The organism is Rhodococcus sp. NPDC059179 (assembly GCF_042754885.1).
In the GTDB taxonomy this organism is placed as follows: Bacteria; Actinomycetota; Actinomycetes; order Mycobacteriales; family Mycobacteriaceae; genus Rhodococcus_G.
Genome location: NZ_JBHZBV010000003.1, coordinates 1 through 14,662 on the forward strand (window position 1 = coordinate 1; position 14,662 = coordinate 14,662).

A 14,662-nucleotide genomic window follows, 5' to 3' on the forward strand; every position below is an offset into this window, starting at 1 on the left:
GCCGAGTTCGCGGCGACGGTGTGCCCGCACGACAAGCGGGGCAAGCAGTACCTGCTGGTGGACGCGATCATGGCGATCATGCACGGCGAGCCGTACCTGGAGTGCAGCTGCGAGCGGGACGACTGCTCGCAGGCGGGGCGTACCGCGTTGCCGGGTCGGCGGGCACCGTTGACGCAGATCACGATGGATGTGGCGACGCTGTTGGGGTTGTTGTCGCGGCCGGCGTATCTGCATGGGCACGGGCTGGTCGGCCCCCAAGCACTTCGTGCAGGGAGGTGCCCCCACCGGAGTTGGCGCGGAGGTTGGCCGCGGACGGGACGTGGCAGGCATTGCTCACCGAGGCGCTGGATCTGGCCGAGGAGCTCGGCCTGATCAACCACGACGACGATGACGGCGAAAGCAACGCGGACGCTGAGGGCAACGCAGATACCGATAACAGCGCCGCCGGCGCGGACACCGACACTGACACCGACGCCGGCAGCGCAGCCGAGGGGAATGTCGATTCCGATAACAGCGCAGTCGGCACTCGCACCGGCGCTCATGCTGGCGCCGACAACAGCGCGGCCGCCGCGGGCGCTGCTGCTGGCAGCGACGACAGCCTAGACCGCACGGGCGCTGGCGCTGGCACCGACAACAGAGAAGCTGACACGGGTGCTGGCAGCACCGGTCGCGGCACCGGCGACAGCGGAGCCGACGCAGACGCAGGCGATGCAAACGCCGATAACGGGGCCGTGGCCGAAACTGGGCCCGAGAGCGGCACTATCAGCACCGGTGCGACCCGGAGCGGTCAGAGGCACACCCGCAATAGCGAATCCGATTTCCGCACAGCCGAATCGGCTACGACCCCTGAACGGACCGATGACGCTGGTCCAGAACCGGAACCGGACCGTGAGGCAGAACCGGCCTGCGAGGCTGAATCAGAGCCCGACCGCAAGGCCGATCCAGAGCCAGAGCCAGGACCTGAAGCCCACACGGAGGCGGAGGCAGAACCTGACGTCGACGCGGAGGCGGACACGTCTGCCCAGGTCGAGCCCGACCCACCCAACCCCGATCCCGATCCCGATCCCGACCCACCCAACCCCGATCCCGACCCGCACGAACCCGGCACTCCGCCACCACCATCCGCGCCGCTTCCTCCACGGTTCTGCCTGCGCTCATTCCTCGCCCGCGGCAACCGCCGCAAGGCCGGCTACGTCCCCGAATTCGGGACGCTACCCCCGGCGCCGCCGTGCATCACACCACCACCGCGAGCCCAACGCCGCCACCCGAATCCACCGCCCGGAACCACGGGGCAGGGGTCGCCAACCGGGCCGACGCAGGCCACCACGCACGACTCCGCACACGACACCGACACCACCGCCGGGGATACCACCGTCGAGTCGGGCACCCCGACAACCACACCCACGCCGACCAGCGTCGGCACCATCATTGACGCGATCGCCGCCGCCATCGAGGCCGACCCCACCCTGGCCCGCCCGCAGTACCCCGACGGCCACGGCGGCCTCACCACCCCGCCAGACGGCGCACTGACCTACCGCCCCGACGCAGCCACCACCGCACTCGTCCGCGCCCGCGATGGTCATTGCCGGTTCCCCGACTGCACCCGCCCCGCAGCACAATGCCAACTCGACCACATCATCGAATACTGGCTCTACAACCCGGCTTCCGGCGGCTGGACCATCGTCACCAACCTGCAATGCCTGTGCCAGTTTCATCACCAACTCAAGACGCTCGGCTTCTGGCGGGTGATAGCCCTCCCCGGCCACGCCCTGCTCTGGACCTCGAGCACCGGCACCAATGCCGTGACCCTCCCGGCAGGCGCGCACGGCAACAACACCATCGCCACACCCGCCCCGCACATCGTCGGCCGCCGCGGCTACACCCCGCCGCCGACACCGCCGACACCACCGGAACCGCCACCGTTCTGAATGCGCTACGAAGCCACATCCCGAAGCGACAACTCCTTCGCCGCCTTCACACTGTCGACGAACGCAGTGAAGGCAGGGATCTGCGCCGCTCGCACCTTGAATGGCAATACTTGAAACGGGATGCTGACACCCGTGGTCTTGAGCGCCACCTTCCAGTCCTCCCCCTTGGGCACGACGTGCACCTCGAGGAGTTCGACGTGCACAAAGAAGATGCCAGGGCTGAAGCGAGGCGTCGCAATGGTGACGATCTCGTCGTCCAGGGTGAGCAGTATGTCGCCGTCAATGCGAACACGGTGCCGGTTCGTGGTCATGTCGCTCATTGGAGCACGGCGCCGACCGCACGAACCTCCGTCGAATCGATCAGACCACCGGCCGGGGTGGGACTTGGACCCGAGCACCACGGTCGAATACCCTGCATCTTCGATGACCGCGCCCGCACGAGCCCTGACAGCACTGGCCGCCGTCGCCTCGATCGCTCTGGTCGGCGCGCCCGCGGTCGCACAGCCGTCCCCAGGGCTGCCGGAGTCGAGCACGACCACCACCACGCCGTTCACCACCCCGAACACCGATACCTGCCCGCATCGCAACTCCCCGCCGAAGGCAATCGACCTCTCCGAGGTGCCTGCCCCCGGGCAGGAGGCGCCCTCCGCGCTGCCGGTTCCCGCCCGACCGGTTGGCGGCAAACGCCTCGGCGAGTGCGGCGCCGTCGCCCCTGACGGCGCGCCCCCGCTCCCGGCCGACATCTCCGCGACCGGGTGGGTGCTCGCCGACCTCGACTCGGGCACCGTGATCGCGGCGAAGGACCCGCACGGCCGCTACCGCCCCGCGAGCACCATCAAACTGCTCCTCGCGATCCTCGCCCTGCGCGAACTCGACCTGGACACCACCGTCACCGCCACGGCCGACGACGCGAACGCCGAGGGCAGCGCGGTCGGGCTCGGCAAGGACGGGCGGTACACCAACCGCCAGCTCATGCAGGGCCTGGTGATGGCGTCGGGCAACGATGCCGCGCACGCCCTAGCCGCACAGTTCGGCGGCGACGAACGCACCGTCGAGAAGATGAACGAATTGGCCCGCTCGCTCGGCGCCCTCGACACCCGGACCGCCACCCCGTCCGGCCTGGACGGGCCCGGAATGTCCAGTTCCGCCTACGATCTCGCGATCATCTTCCGTGAAGCCATGCGAGACAAGACCTTCGCCGAGTTCATCCAGACCGAATCGGTGCCCTTCCCCGGATTCCCGAAGGACCCCACCGACCCCGAGGACAAGGACCACCCCGGGTTCATCCTCGCCAACGACAACAAACTTCTCTACAACTACGACGGCGCGCTCGGCGGCAAGACCGGGTTCACCGACGATGCCCGCCAGACCTTCGTCGGCGCCGCCGAACGCAACGGCCGCACGCTCGTGGTGACCCTGATGGCGGGCGAGGTCAAGCCGATTCGCCCGTGGGAACAGGCCGCCCGACTCCTCGACTACGGCTTCGCGCTGCCCGCGTCGGAGTCGGTCGGAACGCTGATCGACCCGGGCGAGGCACAGCAGGCCGCACCGGTGACCCTTGCCGCACCGCCCGACGGTCCCGGTGGTCCGATCACCGCAACCGGGCCCGACGACTCCACCCCCGGATTCTCGAAAACCGCTGTCGCGGTGATTGGTTCGGCGATCGTCGGCATGCTGCTCGTCGCGGCCGGCCGGCTTCGACGCCGCCGCTGAGCGAGCCCCGAACCGAACGTCAGTCGCGGCGCCGCCGCCGCATCAGCCCGCCGAGCCCGACCGCCGCCGCGGCACCCACACCCAGCAGGGCCAGCGCCTCTGCCGTCGTCGGTCCCTTCGCGGGCGCCTCCCGCACCTCGATGATCGCCGGATCCGGCGGCGGCACAAACGCCTTCACCTGGTTCTCCTTCGCCGTAGCGGCCCATGCCGTCGAGAAGAGCACCAGCCGCGCGGTGAAGTAGATGAACACCAGCAGACCGATGATCGGGCCGAACGTCGAACCGGCAGGCCCGCTCGTCACGGCCCGAAGGTAGATGGCGCCGAGCCGCTTGAACACCTCGAACCCGACCGCCGCGAACAGAGCCGCCCTCGCCGCGCTCCGCAGGGTGATCGGCTCGCGGGGCAGCCGCGCGATCACCCAGACGAACAGCGCCCAGGTCGCGACGACGGCGAGCAGGCTCGACAGGAGGCGCACCAGGGTCCCCACCCAGCCGATGTCGTCGATGCCGAGCCATTCCAGGACCCTCCCGGTGGCGCTACCCTCACCGATCATGGACAGACCCACCGAAATCATCAGGGCTAGGACCAGGCCCACCAGCTTCGCGAGGTCCTTCAGCTTGGTCCGGAGGAACCCCGAACTGGGATGACGCTGGTCCCACATCGCGCTGAGCGCCTCGCGCAGGTTCGCCATCCACCCCAGGCCCGAGTACGCCGCGCCTGCCAGACCGATGACGCCCACCGTGGTTCGCGCTGCGATCGCGGCATCGATCAGCTCGTTGATCTGCTCGCCCAGGTTGCCCGGCATCGCCTTGCTGACCGCGTCGTGGATGGAGGTCAACAGCTCCGGGTGTCCGACGAGGATGAAACCGGTGGCCGCGAAGGCGACCATCAGCAGCGGGAAGAGCGCGAACACGCTGAAGTAGGTGATCCCGGCAGCGAAGTAGTCGCCCTTCTGGCCCTGGTATCGCCCTCCCGCCCGGATCAGGTGATCAAGCCACGGTCGTTCCGCACGTTGACGCTCGAGGAACTGCTTGACGTCCGGCACGGTGGATCACCTCTTCTCGGTCACCTCTTTTGGGGCAGGAATCCCACCTTGTCGTACACCGTGGCCAGAGTGCGGGAGGACACCTCGCGGGCGCGTTCCGCGCCCGCGTCCAGAATGCGGTCCAGCTCGGCCGGATCGGCCATGTATCCGTCGACCTTCGCGCGCAGCGGGGTCACGAACTCCACCAGCACCTCGGCCGTGTCCGACTTCAGGTCTCCGTAGCCCTTGCCCTCGTAGCCCTTTTCCAGGTCCTCGACGCTCGTGCCGGACAGCGCGGACTGAATGGTCAGCAGGTTGCTCACGCCCGGCTTGTTCTCCCGGTCGAAGCGGATCTCGCGCTCGTTGTCGGTGACCGCGGACTTGATCTTCTTCGCCGACACCTTGGGATCGTCGAGCAGGTTGATCAGGCCCGCGGCCGACGCCGCCGACTTGCTCATCTTCGAGGTCGGGTCCTGCAGGTCGTAGATCTTCGAGGTGCCCTTGATCATCTGCGCCTCGGGGATGACGAACGCCTTGCCGAACCGGGTGTTGAAGCGCTGCGCCAGGTCGCGGGCCATCTCCAGATGCTGACGCTGGTCCTCGCCCACCGGGACCCGCTGCGGGCGGTACAGCAGGATGTCGGCGGCCATCAGCACCGGATAGGTGAACAGGCCGACCGTCGCGGACTCCGTGCCCTGCTTGGCGGACTTGTCCTTGAACTGCGTCATCCGGCTCGCCTCGCCGAACCCGGTGATGCAGTTCAGCACCCACGCGAGCTGCGCGTGCTCGGGCACCTGGCTCTGCACGAACAGCGTCGACCGGTCCGGGTCGATGCCGAGCGCGAGCAACTGGGCGGCAGCGATCTTGGTGCGGCGCCGCAGCTCCTTTGGCTCTTGCGGCACCGTGATCGCGTGCAGATCGGGGATGAAGTAGAAGGCGTCGAACTCATCCTGCAGCGGCACCCACTGCGCCAGCGCGCCGAGGAAGTTGCCGAGGTGGAACGAGTCCGCGGTCGGCTGGATGCCCGAAAGCACCCGATGCCGGGCGGCGGTGCCGGGCTCGGCGGGGGCGGTGCTCACCGGGGCGGTATCCGATGACGGTGCAGACGGCGACGATGCGGAACTCGACATGGCCCCGATCCTTTCATGCCCCCACGCCCGCCTCGAATTCGATCAGGGCTCCACCCATGCCAGCGCCCCACCCGCCGACGTCCAGCGGCGGGCCAATGCGCTCGCCGACGCCCGATCGGCCTGCAGGATCACCCGCAGGAGTCCGCCGGTCCGGTCCCTCGCACCGTCCTCGACGGCGTCGACGAACCAGCCCAGCTGGCCCGGCTCGTCGGCGAGCAGTTCCCCCGCGTCGCGGACCATCAGCACCAGGCCGGGCGACTCACCCAGCCAGTCGTCGACGTCGCGCAGGCACTCGTCGAAGGCGTCCTTGTTGGCGCCGAAGTAGTACGGGAACTGCAGGGCCGCCGCGAACTCGTCGAACAGCGCTCCCGCCGTCCGCATCTTCGCCGCGCGCACCACCCGCACCGTGTAGCCGCGTTCGGAGAGCGCGTAGGCGAGGGTGTCGCCGACCGGCGCGGATCCGGTCAGCAGTCCCGCCACCAGACCGCTTCGATCGGTGATGAATCCGTCCACCGTTGTCATCAGCGAATCCTCACAAAGGTTGTGTAGTGATCACCGGTGTACCAGGCCGAGCCGTCACTTCCCGTGACGATGCGCTCCGCGTCCCGCGGTTTTCCGCGCTGCTTCGGGTTCACGTCCCACTCGCGATAGCTGACGGAACGGCCGGACGCGTCCTCGGTCGGCAGTTGCCGCTCCCGGTTGCCGAAGCGTTCGCCGCCCCTGGTGCCCGGCGCGTCGGCCGAATCGGGCCAGGTGCCGTCGTCGATCTTCTGCAGGGTCAGGGCGGCGGCCGCGGGCACCCCCGCGGGTGCCGACGTGCCGGGTTCGTCGCCGCCGTCGGTCAGCAGCAGTGCCGCCACGATCGCGACCAGCACCAACACCGCCGCCGCGATCACTCCGCGGGTTCTAGTGGACATTGACGCGCTCCCTCAGCCGGACCATCGATGCGGGCGCCCACCAGTTGGCCTCGCCCATCAGCTTCACCAGCGCGGGCACCAGCAGCATCCGGACCACGGTGGCGTCGATGATCAGCGCGACGATCATCCCGACCCCGATGAACCGCATCACGGACAGGTCGGAGAGGGTGAACGCGCCGGTCACCAGGATCAGCAGCGTCGCGGCCGCGGTCACCACCCGCCCCGTCTTGGCCGCGCCGATGCGCACGGCCTCCTCGGTGCTTGCCCCGCCCCGCCGCGCCTCGACCATCCGCGAGATCAGGAACACCTCGTAGTCGGTGGACAGCCCGAACACCATCGCGATGATCAGCACCACCATCCCCGAGATCAGCGGCCCAGGGGTGACGTTCAGCAGGCCCGTCAGGTGCCCGTCGTAGAAGATCCAGGTGAGGATGCCGAAGGTCGCGCCGAGGCTCAGCGCCGCCATCACCACCGCCTTGATCGGCAGCACGATCGACCCGAACGCAAAGAACATCAGGACCAGGGTGGCGATCACCATGACCGCGATCATCACCGGCAGGTGGCGGACCACCGAGTCGACGCTGTCGACCGACAGCGCAGTGATCCCGCCGAGCAGCAGTTCGGTGCCCGCGGGCGCGGCGATCTCGTCGAGCCTGCGGACCGTGTCGACCGCGGCGACCGACCGGTCCGGATCCTCTAGGACCGCACGGACCGCGGCCATCTCGCCCCCTCGGCCAAGGGTGATCGCCTGCGCGACGCCCTCGGTCGCGCCGACCGCCCGGCTCACCTCGGCGACCGCGGCGTCGGTCGGCGGCACACCGCCCTCGCCGCGGACCACGATGGTGGCGCCGCTGCTCGCGATCGGGAACTGCGCGGTGAGCTGCTCCACCGTGGTGCGCGTCTCGTTGCCCGGCGGCAGCGCGGTGTGGTCCACGTCGCCGAAGCGGGTGCCCACCAGCGGCAGCGTCAACAGCAGCAGCCCGGCCACGATCGTGACCGCGATGATCACCGGCCTGCGCATCACGGCGGTCGCGAGCGCACCCCAGAAGCGTTGCGCGCGAGCCTCACCCCGCTCGAACGCCCCCCTGCGCCAGGTCAGCGCGTCGATCCGCGGGCCGAGGATCGCCAGCAATGCGGGCAGCGCCGTCAGCGACAGCACCGCCGCCAGCGCCACCGCGGCCATCGCGCCGAATCCGAGCGACCTGAGCATCTGCTGCGGGAACACCAGGGTGCCGGCGAACGCACACAGCAGCAGCACCGAGGAGAACGCGACCGTGCGGCCCGCGGAGGCCATCGCCGCGGTGACCGCCTCGTCGGTGCCCGCGCCTGCCGCCAACTCCTCGCGGTAGCGGCTGACGATGAAGAGTCCGTAATCGATCGCCATGCCGAGTCCGAGCAGCGAGGCGATGTTCACCGAGAACACGCTGACCTCGACGAACATCGACAGCAGGCGCAGCGCGGCCAGCGCACCGAACATCGACAACGCGCCGATCGCCACCGGGATCGCCGCACCGACCAGCCCGCCGAAGACCAGCACCAGCACCGCCAGGGTGACCGGCAGCGAGACCAACTCAGCGACCACCAGATCGCGCTTGGACTCGTTGTTGATCTCGTCCGCGATCGCACTGAACCCGGACAGGTCGGTCGACACCCCTGGCACGGTCAGCTGGGGTTCGAGCTCGACGAACGACGCGATCCGCTCACTCTCGCTGCCCTCGACGAAAACCACTGCCAGCGCGGTGGTTCCGTCCGGGCTGCGCAGGAGCGCCTTCACCGGTCCCGTTGCGCTCCAGTAGTTCTCGATCGGCTGCGCGAGCCGGTCGGGGTCGACCTCCGACAGGTGCGCGGTGACTGCCGGGCCGATCTCGTCGACGGTCTTGCCGTCGGGGGCTCGGTAGATCGCGATGATGTCCGGGCTGCGGATCTCGAAGTGCTCGGCCAGCAACTCGTCGACGAGCGCGGCCTCGCTGGACGGATCGATGTCACCGCCCTGGCTGAGCCGGTCCAGCACGCCGGAACCCCAGAGCCCCCCGAGGAACATCGCGCCGACCACGAGGGTCAGCACGGTCCAACGGCGCCCCAACACGAACGATGTCCACCGCGTCACGGTGGAAGACTAGCGGTATTCGGCTGTTGCCTTAGCGGTACTGGACCGTGACCGGCGCGTGGTCCGACCACCGCAGGTCGTAGGACGCCGCCCGCTCGACGACTGCCTGCTTGGCCCGTTCGGCGAGCGCCGGCGTCGACACCTGGTAGTCGATCCGCCAGCCCGAGTCCTTGTCGAATGCCTTGCCGCGGTACGACCACCACGTGTACGGCCCGTCCAGGTCCGGATGCAGCCCGCGCATCACGTCCACCCAGCCGAACTCACCGAACACCGAACCCATCCATTCACGTTCGTTCGGCAGGAACCCGGAGCTCTTCTTGTTGCCCTTGTGGTTCTTCAGGTCCAGCTCGGTGTGCGCGATGTTCCAGTCACCGCACACCACCACGTGCCGGTCCGCCCGCTCGGCCGCCGCAGCCGTCGCGGCCAGGTACGCCCCGAACGAGCCGAGGAACCGTTCCTTCTCCGCCTGCCGTTCGGTCTCCGCTTCCCCCGACGGGAGGTACAGGCTGGCCACCGTCAGGTCGTCGAAGTCCGCCTCGATGTACCGACCGGCCTCCACGAACTCCTCGTCCCCGTGGCCGATCCGCACCGCGTCCGCCCGCCTGCGCGAGAGGATCGCGACCCCGTTGCGCCCCTTGGCCGACGGCTCCGCCGAGGCGAGGTGCCAGCCGGCCTCGACGGCCGCGGCCAGGGTCGTGGCGAGCTGCTTGTCGTCGGCGCGGGTCTCCTGCAGGCAGATGACGTCCGCCTCGGTGGCCTCGATCCACTCCAGCATGCCCTTCTTGGCTGCGGCCCGGATCCCGTTGACGTTGACGGTGGTGATGATGTGCGGCACGGGTAGGAACCGTAGCCGAAGGGCCCGACAGCGCCGCTACCGCAGCGGGGCCGCCAGCACCTCGAGCCCGCCCTGCTCGTCCACCCACGCCTTGAAACCGGCCAGCCCGGTGTCCCGGTCCACCACCGGCCGGTAGCCGAGGTCGCGCCTCGCGGCGCCGGTGTCGAAGGTCGCGCTGCGCGTCATCAGCGCGATCACGTATCGCGACAGTGGCGGCGACCAGCGCGTCGCGATGTACGGCACCTTCCAGATCACCTCGGCGACGTTCACCACCGCGGCCAGCACCCGAGGGTTCGGCCTACGGCTGGGCGGGGAGAACCCGAACATCCGCGAGACCACCCCGACGAACTCCCACACGTTGGTCGTCTCGTCGTCCGCGATGTAGTACGGCCGCCCGCCGACCAGGTCCGCGTTCGCGGCCCGAACACACGCGTCGACGATGTTGTTGACGTGGCACAGCGAGGCGTACACGTCCCTGCCACCGGAGATGTCCGGCAGCGCGCCCGCGGACGCCTTCGCGAGCAGCCGCACGATCGGTCCGGACCGGTCCCCGGCGCCCCAGATCGCCCGCGGCCGCAGCGCACAGGTGACCAGGTCGGGGCCGTTCGCGGCCAGCACGCGCTGCTCGGCGGCGGCCTTCGTCTCGGAGTACAGGTTGAGGTACCTGCCCGGGTACGGCACCGTCTCGTCGACGTCGATCTGGTCGCCGCCGTCGTACTCCATCAACGCGCTCGGGCTGGAGATGAACACGAAGCGCGAGACCCCGTTTCGGCGGGAGGCCTCCAGCAGGTCCTCGGTCGCCCGCACGTTCTCGTTCCAAAACTGTTCGCGGACACCGCGTTCGTCGACCCGGGCGGCGCTGTGGAACACCACGTCGACGCCCTGGGTCGCCTCGTAGAGGGAATCGCGGTCGGTCAGGTCGCCGTAGACGAGGGTGAGCTTCGAGGTGTCGCCGAGGTCTTTCAGGTTGCTGCTGCGGCGCACCAGCACGGAGACGTCCAGCTCGCCGTCCGCGACCAGTCTGCGTGCGAGCGCTCCACCGAGGAATCCGCTGGCGCCGGTCACCAGCGCCCTCACTGCGTCCGCCACCAGGTGGCGCCGAGCAACATCGTCATCGCGGCGATCTTGGTATCCGAATGTCCCCGCGCGCGGCCTTCTTTCAGCGCCGCGGGGATCTGCGCTGCGTGCGCGCCGACGCTGAGCACGACATCGATCCACCAGACCGCCCGCGCGACACGGTTTCCGGAGGGCCGGATGAGCCCGGCCACCAGGTAGATCCACCCGATCACCGGGATGGCGCGCAGGAGCATGACCTTCGTACTCATCGTTCCGCCTTCAGTTTCGATGCCGCCCACACCGCCAGTTTCTCGCGGCCGATCTTGGCGTTGTGCCGGATGTCGACCGGGAAGCCAGGATGGAACAGGAAGTCGCGGATCCGATCCGTGGTGTGACTCTGTGCGCCGAGCTCGCGCAGTTCCTCCTCGATCCGAGCCCGCTCGCTCCCCCGCACCCCCGGCATCAGCTCGACGCAGAGCACCGGGCGGGTGTCGGCCTCACCGCGAACTCCGACAAGCGCGGTCCGGAAGACCTCGGGGACCGTGTTGAAGATCTGCTCGCACTGGACGGTGAACAGCGGCCCCTCGGCGGTCCGTACGCGCTGACTCTTGCGCCCGCAGAACCAGATCCGGCCACCATCGTCGATCCAACCCAGGTCACCGGTCCGATGCCAGATCGTGTCGTCGTCCCTGATCTTGCCGAGGACGTTCGCCGCCTCGGGCCAGGCGTAGCTGGTGCTCACGTTCGGCCCTGCCACCACTATCTCGCCGATCCCTCCCGCGGCCGTCTCGTCGGACCTGGTCGGGATCGGGTCGTCACTGATACCGACGATCCTCGCCTCAAGGCCGAGCGCCGGCCGTCCGATGCACGTCCCCGCCCCCGCATGGGCGCGGGCGACGAACTCACCGAGCAGCTCACGCGACTCGATCGCGGACATGGGCAGCGCCTCGGTCGACCCGTACCCGGCGCTCACCTCGGCCTCGGTCGGCAGGATCGTGCGCAGAGCCGCAATGGCGTGATCGGGTACCGGTGCGCCGCCGGAGAATACGGATCGCACCGACGGCAGCCGCACATCGTGGGCCTGCGCGTACCGGACCAGTGGGACCAGCACGGCAGGCGAGGCGAACATGGTCCGGATGTCGAATCGGTGGATCGCATCGACCACGTGCGCGGGATCCGCGCTGCCCACCTCCCCCGGCACGATCGGCGGCAGCACACACCGGGAGCCAAGCATCAGGTCGAGAACCCCGAAGATCGGCAGCGTGATCAGGGACGTCTCCGGCGGCACCCGTTTGCGGGCGTCGTCGACCTGGTTGAGCATCGCGGCGAGATTGCCGTGGGTGAGGTTGACGGCCTTCGCCGGACCGGTGCTGCCGGTGGTGAACGCGATCATCATCACCTCGTCGGCCGGCGCCTCGGGGGTCGCGTCCACCGGCCGGTCCGGAGTTCGTCCCCATGCCCGAAGGGAATGGCCGCCCCACAGCTTTCGACCCACCGTCACCTTGGCCCGGACCGTCCCGAACGACGAACGGAACACCAACCGCAGCAGGTGCGCCTTCGGGACACCGATGAATGCCTGCGGCGAAACGGATTTCAGGCAGGTGAGCATCGGACGCAGGCCCATCCCCGGGTCGATCACGACCGGCACGGCCGCCACCTTGAGCAGCCCGATCATGATCGCGTAGAACTCGGGCCCGGGGGTGACCAGCAGCAGGGTCCGCACCCCGCGCCGGATACCGATCGACTCGAACCGCTGCGCGAGCAGGTCCGACCAGTCCTCGAGCTCCCGGTAGGTCAGCCGACCGTACGTCGGGGTGCCGGCCTCGAGCGGGCCGTCCGGGTAGATCACCGCCTCGAGATCCGGGTGCGCCAGCGCCATTGCCCGGATCCGTTCGACGGATCCGCAGTGCGCCGGTGGCCGGGACGGCACCGCCGTCGTGGTCATTGCCCTGCTCACGCCGTCGGTGCCAGCCGGTACACGGTGGCGGCCGCGCTCGGTCCTGCGCCCGCGGCGACGAACAGCACGGTGTCGTATCCCGCCAAGATCGCCCGGTCCACCTGGTGATAGGCCACCGTGAGCGCGGCGGTGTGTGCGTCGCCCTCGACCTCGCCACTGCCGAACACCGCCTCCGACGCGACGCCGAGATGCGCCGCCAGACGGGCCGGGAACTCCTCGGTCGGCCGCGAGCTGATCAGCGCGGTCCGAGACAGGTCCAGTCCGCCCTCGTGGGCCCCGATCGCCTTCCCCGCTGCGGCGACCGCCACCCCGAGCAGTCGCTCCTCGAATCCGTCCTCACGTTCCACGGTCACGAGCGAGCGCCCGTGGACGCCCATCTCGGAGACGTTCACGAATCCCCTCGCCGCCGGGGTGCCGTCATCCTCCGCGACCAGCACAGGGCCGAATCCCGCTGGGGTGTCGGTCTTCTCCAGGAGCATCGCCACCCCCGCGGTGACAAACGGGAAGTCCGCGGCCGGCCTGCGGCGCTGGAGCGAGGGGTGGGTGTCTCCGGAGACGACGAGCACGTAGCGCGCACTGGCGGTTTCGAGCAGCGCGGTCGCCACCTGCACCGCGTTCAGGACCCCGCAGGCCCCGTTCATCAGATCGAACGAGAACGACCTGCTGACGCCCTCCGGATACTCGAGCCCGATCCCCGCCTCCTTCTGGATCAGCGCGGCGATGGCGGGCTCGAACAGGTTCGAGTCCCGGTAGACACCGGTGTTGATGAGCACGCCCACCTGCTCGGGCTCGACGCCTGCACTGCGGATGGCGCCGCGCGCCGCGCGAGCGGAATGCTCGATGGCGCTCATCGTCGCGGTGGCCACGCTCATCCCGGTGGATTTGATCGAGATACCCATGTTGCTCAGACCTCCAGGGACGTGATCGTGGCGGACACGTAGCCGGTGACGATGCCGGACGCTGCCGGCACCATCAGGATCTTCGACCCCTTCGGAACCGCCTTGTCCTTCAGGTGGTCGTGCAGCACGATGAAATGCGATGTGCTGGAGGTGTTGCCGTACTTCTCCACCACGTTGAGCGCGGGCGGCATCGGGGTGCCGAATTCCTTCTCGCCGAGCGCGTTCATGTACAGCACGGCCGAGGCGCCGAACTGGTGATGGATGATGAAGTCGAACTCCTCGTCGGCGAAGGTTCGGCCGCGAGCCTCCAGGAACTCACGCTGTGCGTTCGTCCACAGCAGGAACCGGGATTCGTTGTGCATCTTGCGGTTGTCTGTGTACAGGGCGATGCCCGGCGACCGGTCGCTCGGCATGCCCATGCACAGGTTGGAGTACTCCGATGCCGTCATCAGTTCGATGTAGTCGATCTTGTCTGCGTCGTCGACGGCTCGGTCCATGATCACCGCCGCGCCCGAATCGCCCACGGACAGCGAGGCGAACTGCAGGTCGTACTTTTCCGAGATCTCCCGCACCGCGGTCTCCGAGATCGGCGTGATGTGCTCACCGCTCACGACCATCCCGTTGCGGACCGCGCCCGACCGGATCATCCGGTCGAGCACATAGACGCCGCTGAGCATCCCCGCGCAGGCGTTGGACAGGTCGAAATGGATGGCGCCCTTGACGCCGAACTCCTTGCCGAGCATCGAGGCGAAGGAGGGCTCCAGGTACATCGTGTCCCTGTCCTTGCTCCGCGAGATCGACGTCGAGATGATCACGTCGAGCTCGCCTGCCTCGTAGCTCGAGCGGGACAGCGCATCGCGGGCGGCGTTGCATGCCAAGGCGAACGAGTCCTCGTAGTTGTCGGCGCTCGCGTCGTAGACCCGACGTTCGACGACCCCGGTGATCGCCTCGATATCGAAGCTCGGCGGCGCGGCGAGCCTGGCGAGCAGGTCCTTCGTGCTGAGCACCGTGGACGGGAGGTACGCGCCTATCGATTCGAACCTCGACTGGGTCATTGTGGATCCTCTTGGGGGTAGGTAAATCCTGCTGGTTCTGC

At 68.9% G+C, this 14,662-nt stretch carries 14 protein-coding genes and 1 pseudogene; 3 read left to right on the forward strand and 12 right to left on the reverse strand.

The window, feature by feature from the left end; genetic code table 11:
- Both ACFXMV_RS08320 and ACFXMV_RS08325 read left to right on the forward strand, forming a co-directional pair.
- Positions 1-372: pseudogene (locus ACFXMV_RS08320) on the forward strand (hypothetical protein); the annotation flags it as partial.
- Entirely contained in the window at positions 276-1,928 is a 1,653-nt protein-coding gene (locus tag ACFXMV_RS08325; protein ID WP_378612115.1) for a hypothetical protein, read from the forward strand. The pseudogene ACFXMV_RS08320 and the gene ACFXMV_RS08325, both read left to right, overlap by 97 nt.
- Positions 1,929-1,933: 5 nt before the next feature.
- Here ACFXMV_RS08325 and ACFXMV_RS08330 read toward each other — a convergent pair whose 3' ends face one another.
- Positions 1,934-2,248 (reverse strand): hypothetical protein, encoded by a 315-nt coding sequence (locus ACFXMV_RS08330; protein WP_378501364.1) that lies wholly within the window; start codon positions 2,246-2,248, stop codon positions 1,934-1,936.
- Between the two features lie 103 nt (positions 2,249-2,351).
- Between ACFXMV_RS08330 and ACFXMV_RS08335 the strand changes: the two genes are divergently transcribed.
- The gene (locus ACFXMV_RS08335; RefSeq protein ID WP_378501363.1) at positions 2,352-3,641 is read left to right on the forward strand and encodes a D-alanyl-D-alanine carboxypeptidase family protein; all 1,290 of its coding nucleotides are present in this window, start codon (positions 2,352-2,354) and stop codon (positions 3,639-3,641) included.
- Between the two features lie 19 nt (positions 3,642-3,660).
- On the opposite strand, the gene yhjD is transcribed toward ACFXMV_RS08335, so the two are convergent.
- Genes yhjD through ACFXMV_RS08390 form a run of 11 tightly spaced genes read right to left on the reverse strand, consistent with a single transcriptional unit; the run spans position 3,661 to position 14,621 of the window.
- Positions 3,661-4,686 carry an inner membrane protein YhjD gene (gene yhjD, locus ACFXMV_RS08340; protein WP_378501362.1) on the reverse strand — a complete coding sequence of 342 codons (1,026 nt, stop codon included), beginning with the start codon at positions 4,684-4,686 and terminating at the stop codon, positions 3,661-3,663.
- Positions 4,687-4,706: 20 nt separating this feature from the next.
- Positions 4,707-5,795 carry a tryptophan--tRNA ligase gene (gene trpS / locus ACFXMV_RS08345; RefSeq protein ID WP_378503100.1) on the reverse strand — a complete coding sequence of 363 codons (1,089 nt, stop codon included), beginning with the start codon at positions 5,793-5,795 and terminating at the stop codon, positions 4,707-4,709.
- A gap of 42 nt (positions 5,796-5,837) precedes the next feature.
- Positions 5,838-6,317 (reverse strand): barstar family protein, encoded by a 480-nt coding sequence (locus ACFXMV_RS08350; protein ID WP_378498794.1) that lies wholly within the window; start codon positions 6,315-6,317, stop codon positions 5,838-5,840.
- A complete protein-coding gene (locus ACFXMV_RS08355; protein WP_378498795.1) occupies positions 6,317-6,712 on the reverse strand; it encodes a ribonuclease domain-containing protein in 396 nt (131 codons plus the stop codon). Before ACFXMV_RS08355 ends, ACFXMV_RS08350 begins: the two co-directional genes overlap by 1 nt.
- Positions 6,702-8,819, reverse strand: coding sequence for an MMPL family transporter (locus tag ACFXMV_RS08360; RefSeq protein ID WP_378498796.1), 2,118 nt, complete (start codon positions 8,817-8,819; stop codon positions 6,702-6,704). The genes ACFXMV_RS08355 and ACFXMV_RS08360 overlap by 11 nt, the downstream gene beginning before the upstream one ends.
- Positions 8,820-8,850: 31 nt before the next feature.
- Positions 8,851-9,654 carry an exodeoxyribonuclease III gene (locus ACFXMV_RS08365; protein ID WP_378498797.1) on the reverse strand — a complete coding sequence of 268 codons (804 nt, stop codon included), beginning with the start codon at positions 9,652-9,654 and terminating at the stop codon, positions 8,851-8,853.
- A 36-nt stretch (positions 9,655-9,690) separates the two neighbouring features.
- Positions 9,691-10,743, reverse strand: a complete 1,053-nt coding sequence (locus ACFXMV_RS08370; protein ID WP_378498798.1) for an NAD-dependent epimerase/dehydratase family protein — start codon at positions 10,741-10,743, stop codon at positions 9,691-9,693.
- Positions 10,728-10,979 carry a hypothetical protein gene (locus ACFXMV_RS08375; protein ID WP_378498799.1) on the reverse strand — a complete coding sequence of 84 codons (252 nt, stop codon included), beginning with the start codon at positions 10,977-10,979 and terminating at the stop codon, positions 10,728-10,730. Before ACFXMV_RS08375 ends, ACFXMV_RS08370 begins: the two co-directional genes overlap by 16 nt.
- Positions 10,976-12,655 (reverse strand): fatty acid CoA ligase family protein, encoded by a 1,680-nt coding sequence (locus tag ACFXMV_RS08380; RefSeq protein WP_378498800.1) that lies wholly within the window; start codon positions 12,653-12,655, stop codon positions 10,976-10,978. The genes ACFXMV_RS08375 and ACFXMV_RS08380 overlap by 4 nt, the downstream gene beginning before the upstream one ends.
- An 8-nt stretch (positions 12,656-12,663) precedes the next feature.
- On the reverse strand, positions 12,664-13,566 hold the full coding sequence (locus tag ACFXMV_RS08385; protein WP_378498801.1) for a hypothetical protein: 903 nt from the start codon (positions 13,564-13,566) through the stop codon (positions 12,664-12,666).
- Between the two features lie 5 nt (positions 13,567-13,571).
- Positions 13,572-14,621, reverse strand: a complete 1,050-nt coding sequence (locus tag ACFXMV_RS08390; protein ID WP_378498802.1) for a 3-oxoacyl-ACP synthase III family protein — start codon at positions 14,619-14,621, stop codon at positions 13,572-13,574.
- Between the last annotated feature and the right edge of the window lie 41 nt (positions 14,622-14,662).

What these genes read in the sequence shown, in the direction of transcription:
- ACFXMV_RS08330 (WP_378501364.1), bottom strand. Translation starts at nt 2,248, where the DNA reads ATGAGCGACATGACCACGAACCGGCACCGTGTTCGCATTGACGGCGAC.
- ACFXMV_RS08335 (WP_378501363.1), top strand. Translation starts at nt 2,352, where the DNA reads ATGACCGCGCCCGCACGAGCCCTGACAGCACTGGCCGCCGTCGCCTCG.
- trpS (WP_378503100.1), bottom strand. Translation starts at nt 5,795, where the DNA reads ATGTCGAGTTCCGCATCGTCGCCGTCTGCACCGTCATCGGATACCGCC.
- ACFXMV_RS08350 (WP_378498794.1), bottom strand. Translation starts at nt 6,317, where the DNA reads ATGACAACGGTGGACGGATTCATCACCGATCGAAGCGGTCTGGTGGCG.
- ACFXMV_RS08355 (WP_378498795.1), bottom strand. Translation starts at nt 6,712, where the DNA reads ATGTCCACTAGAACCCGCGGAGTGATCGCGGCGGCGGTGTTGGTGCTG.
- ACFXMV_RS08375 (WP_378498799.1), bottom strand. Translation starts at nt 10,979, where the DNA reads ATGAGTACGAAGGTCATGCTCCTGCGCGCCATCCCGGTGATCGGGTGG.
- ACFXMV_RS08380 (WP_378498800.1), bottom strand. Translation starts at nt 12,655, where the DNA reads ATGACCACGACGGCGGTGCCGTCCCGGCCACCGGCGCACTGCGGATCC.
- ACFXMV_RS08385 (WP_378498801.1), bottom strand. Translation starts at nt 13,566, where the DNA reads ATGGGTATCTCGATCAAATCCACCGGGATGAGCGTGGCCACCGCGACG.
- ACFXMV_RS08390 (WP_378498802.1), bottom strand. Translation starts at nt 14,621, where the DNA reads ATGACCCAGTCGAGGTTCGAATCGATAGGCGCGTACCTCCCGTCCACG.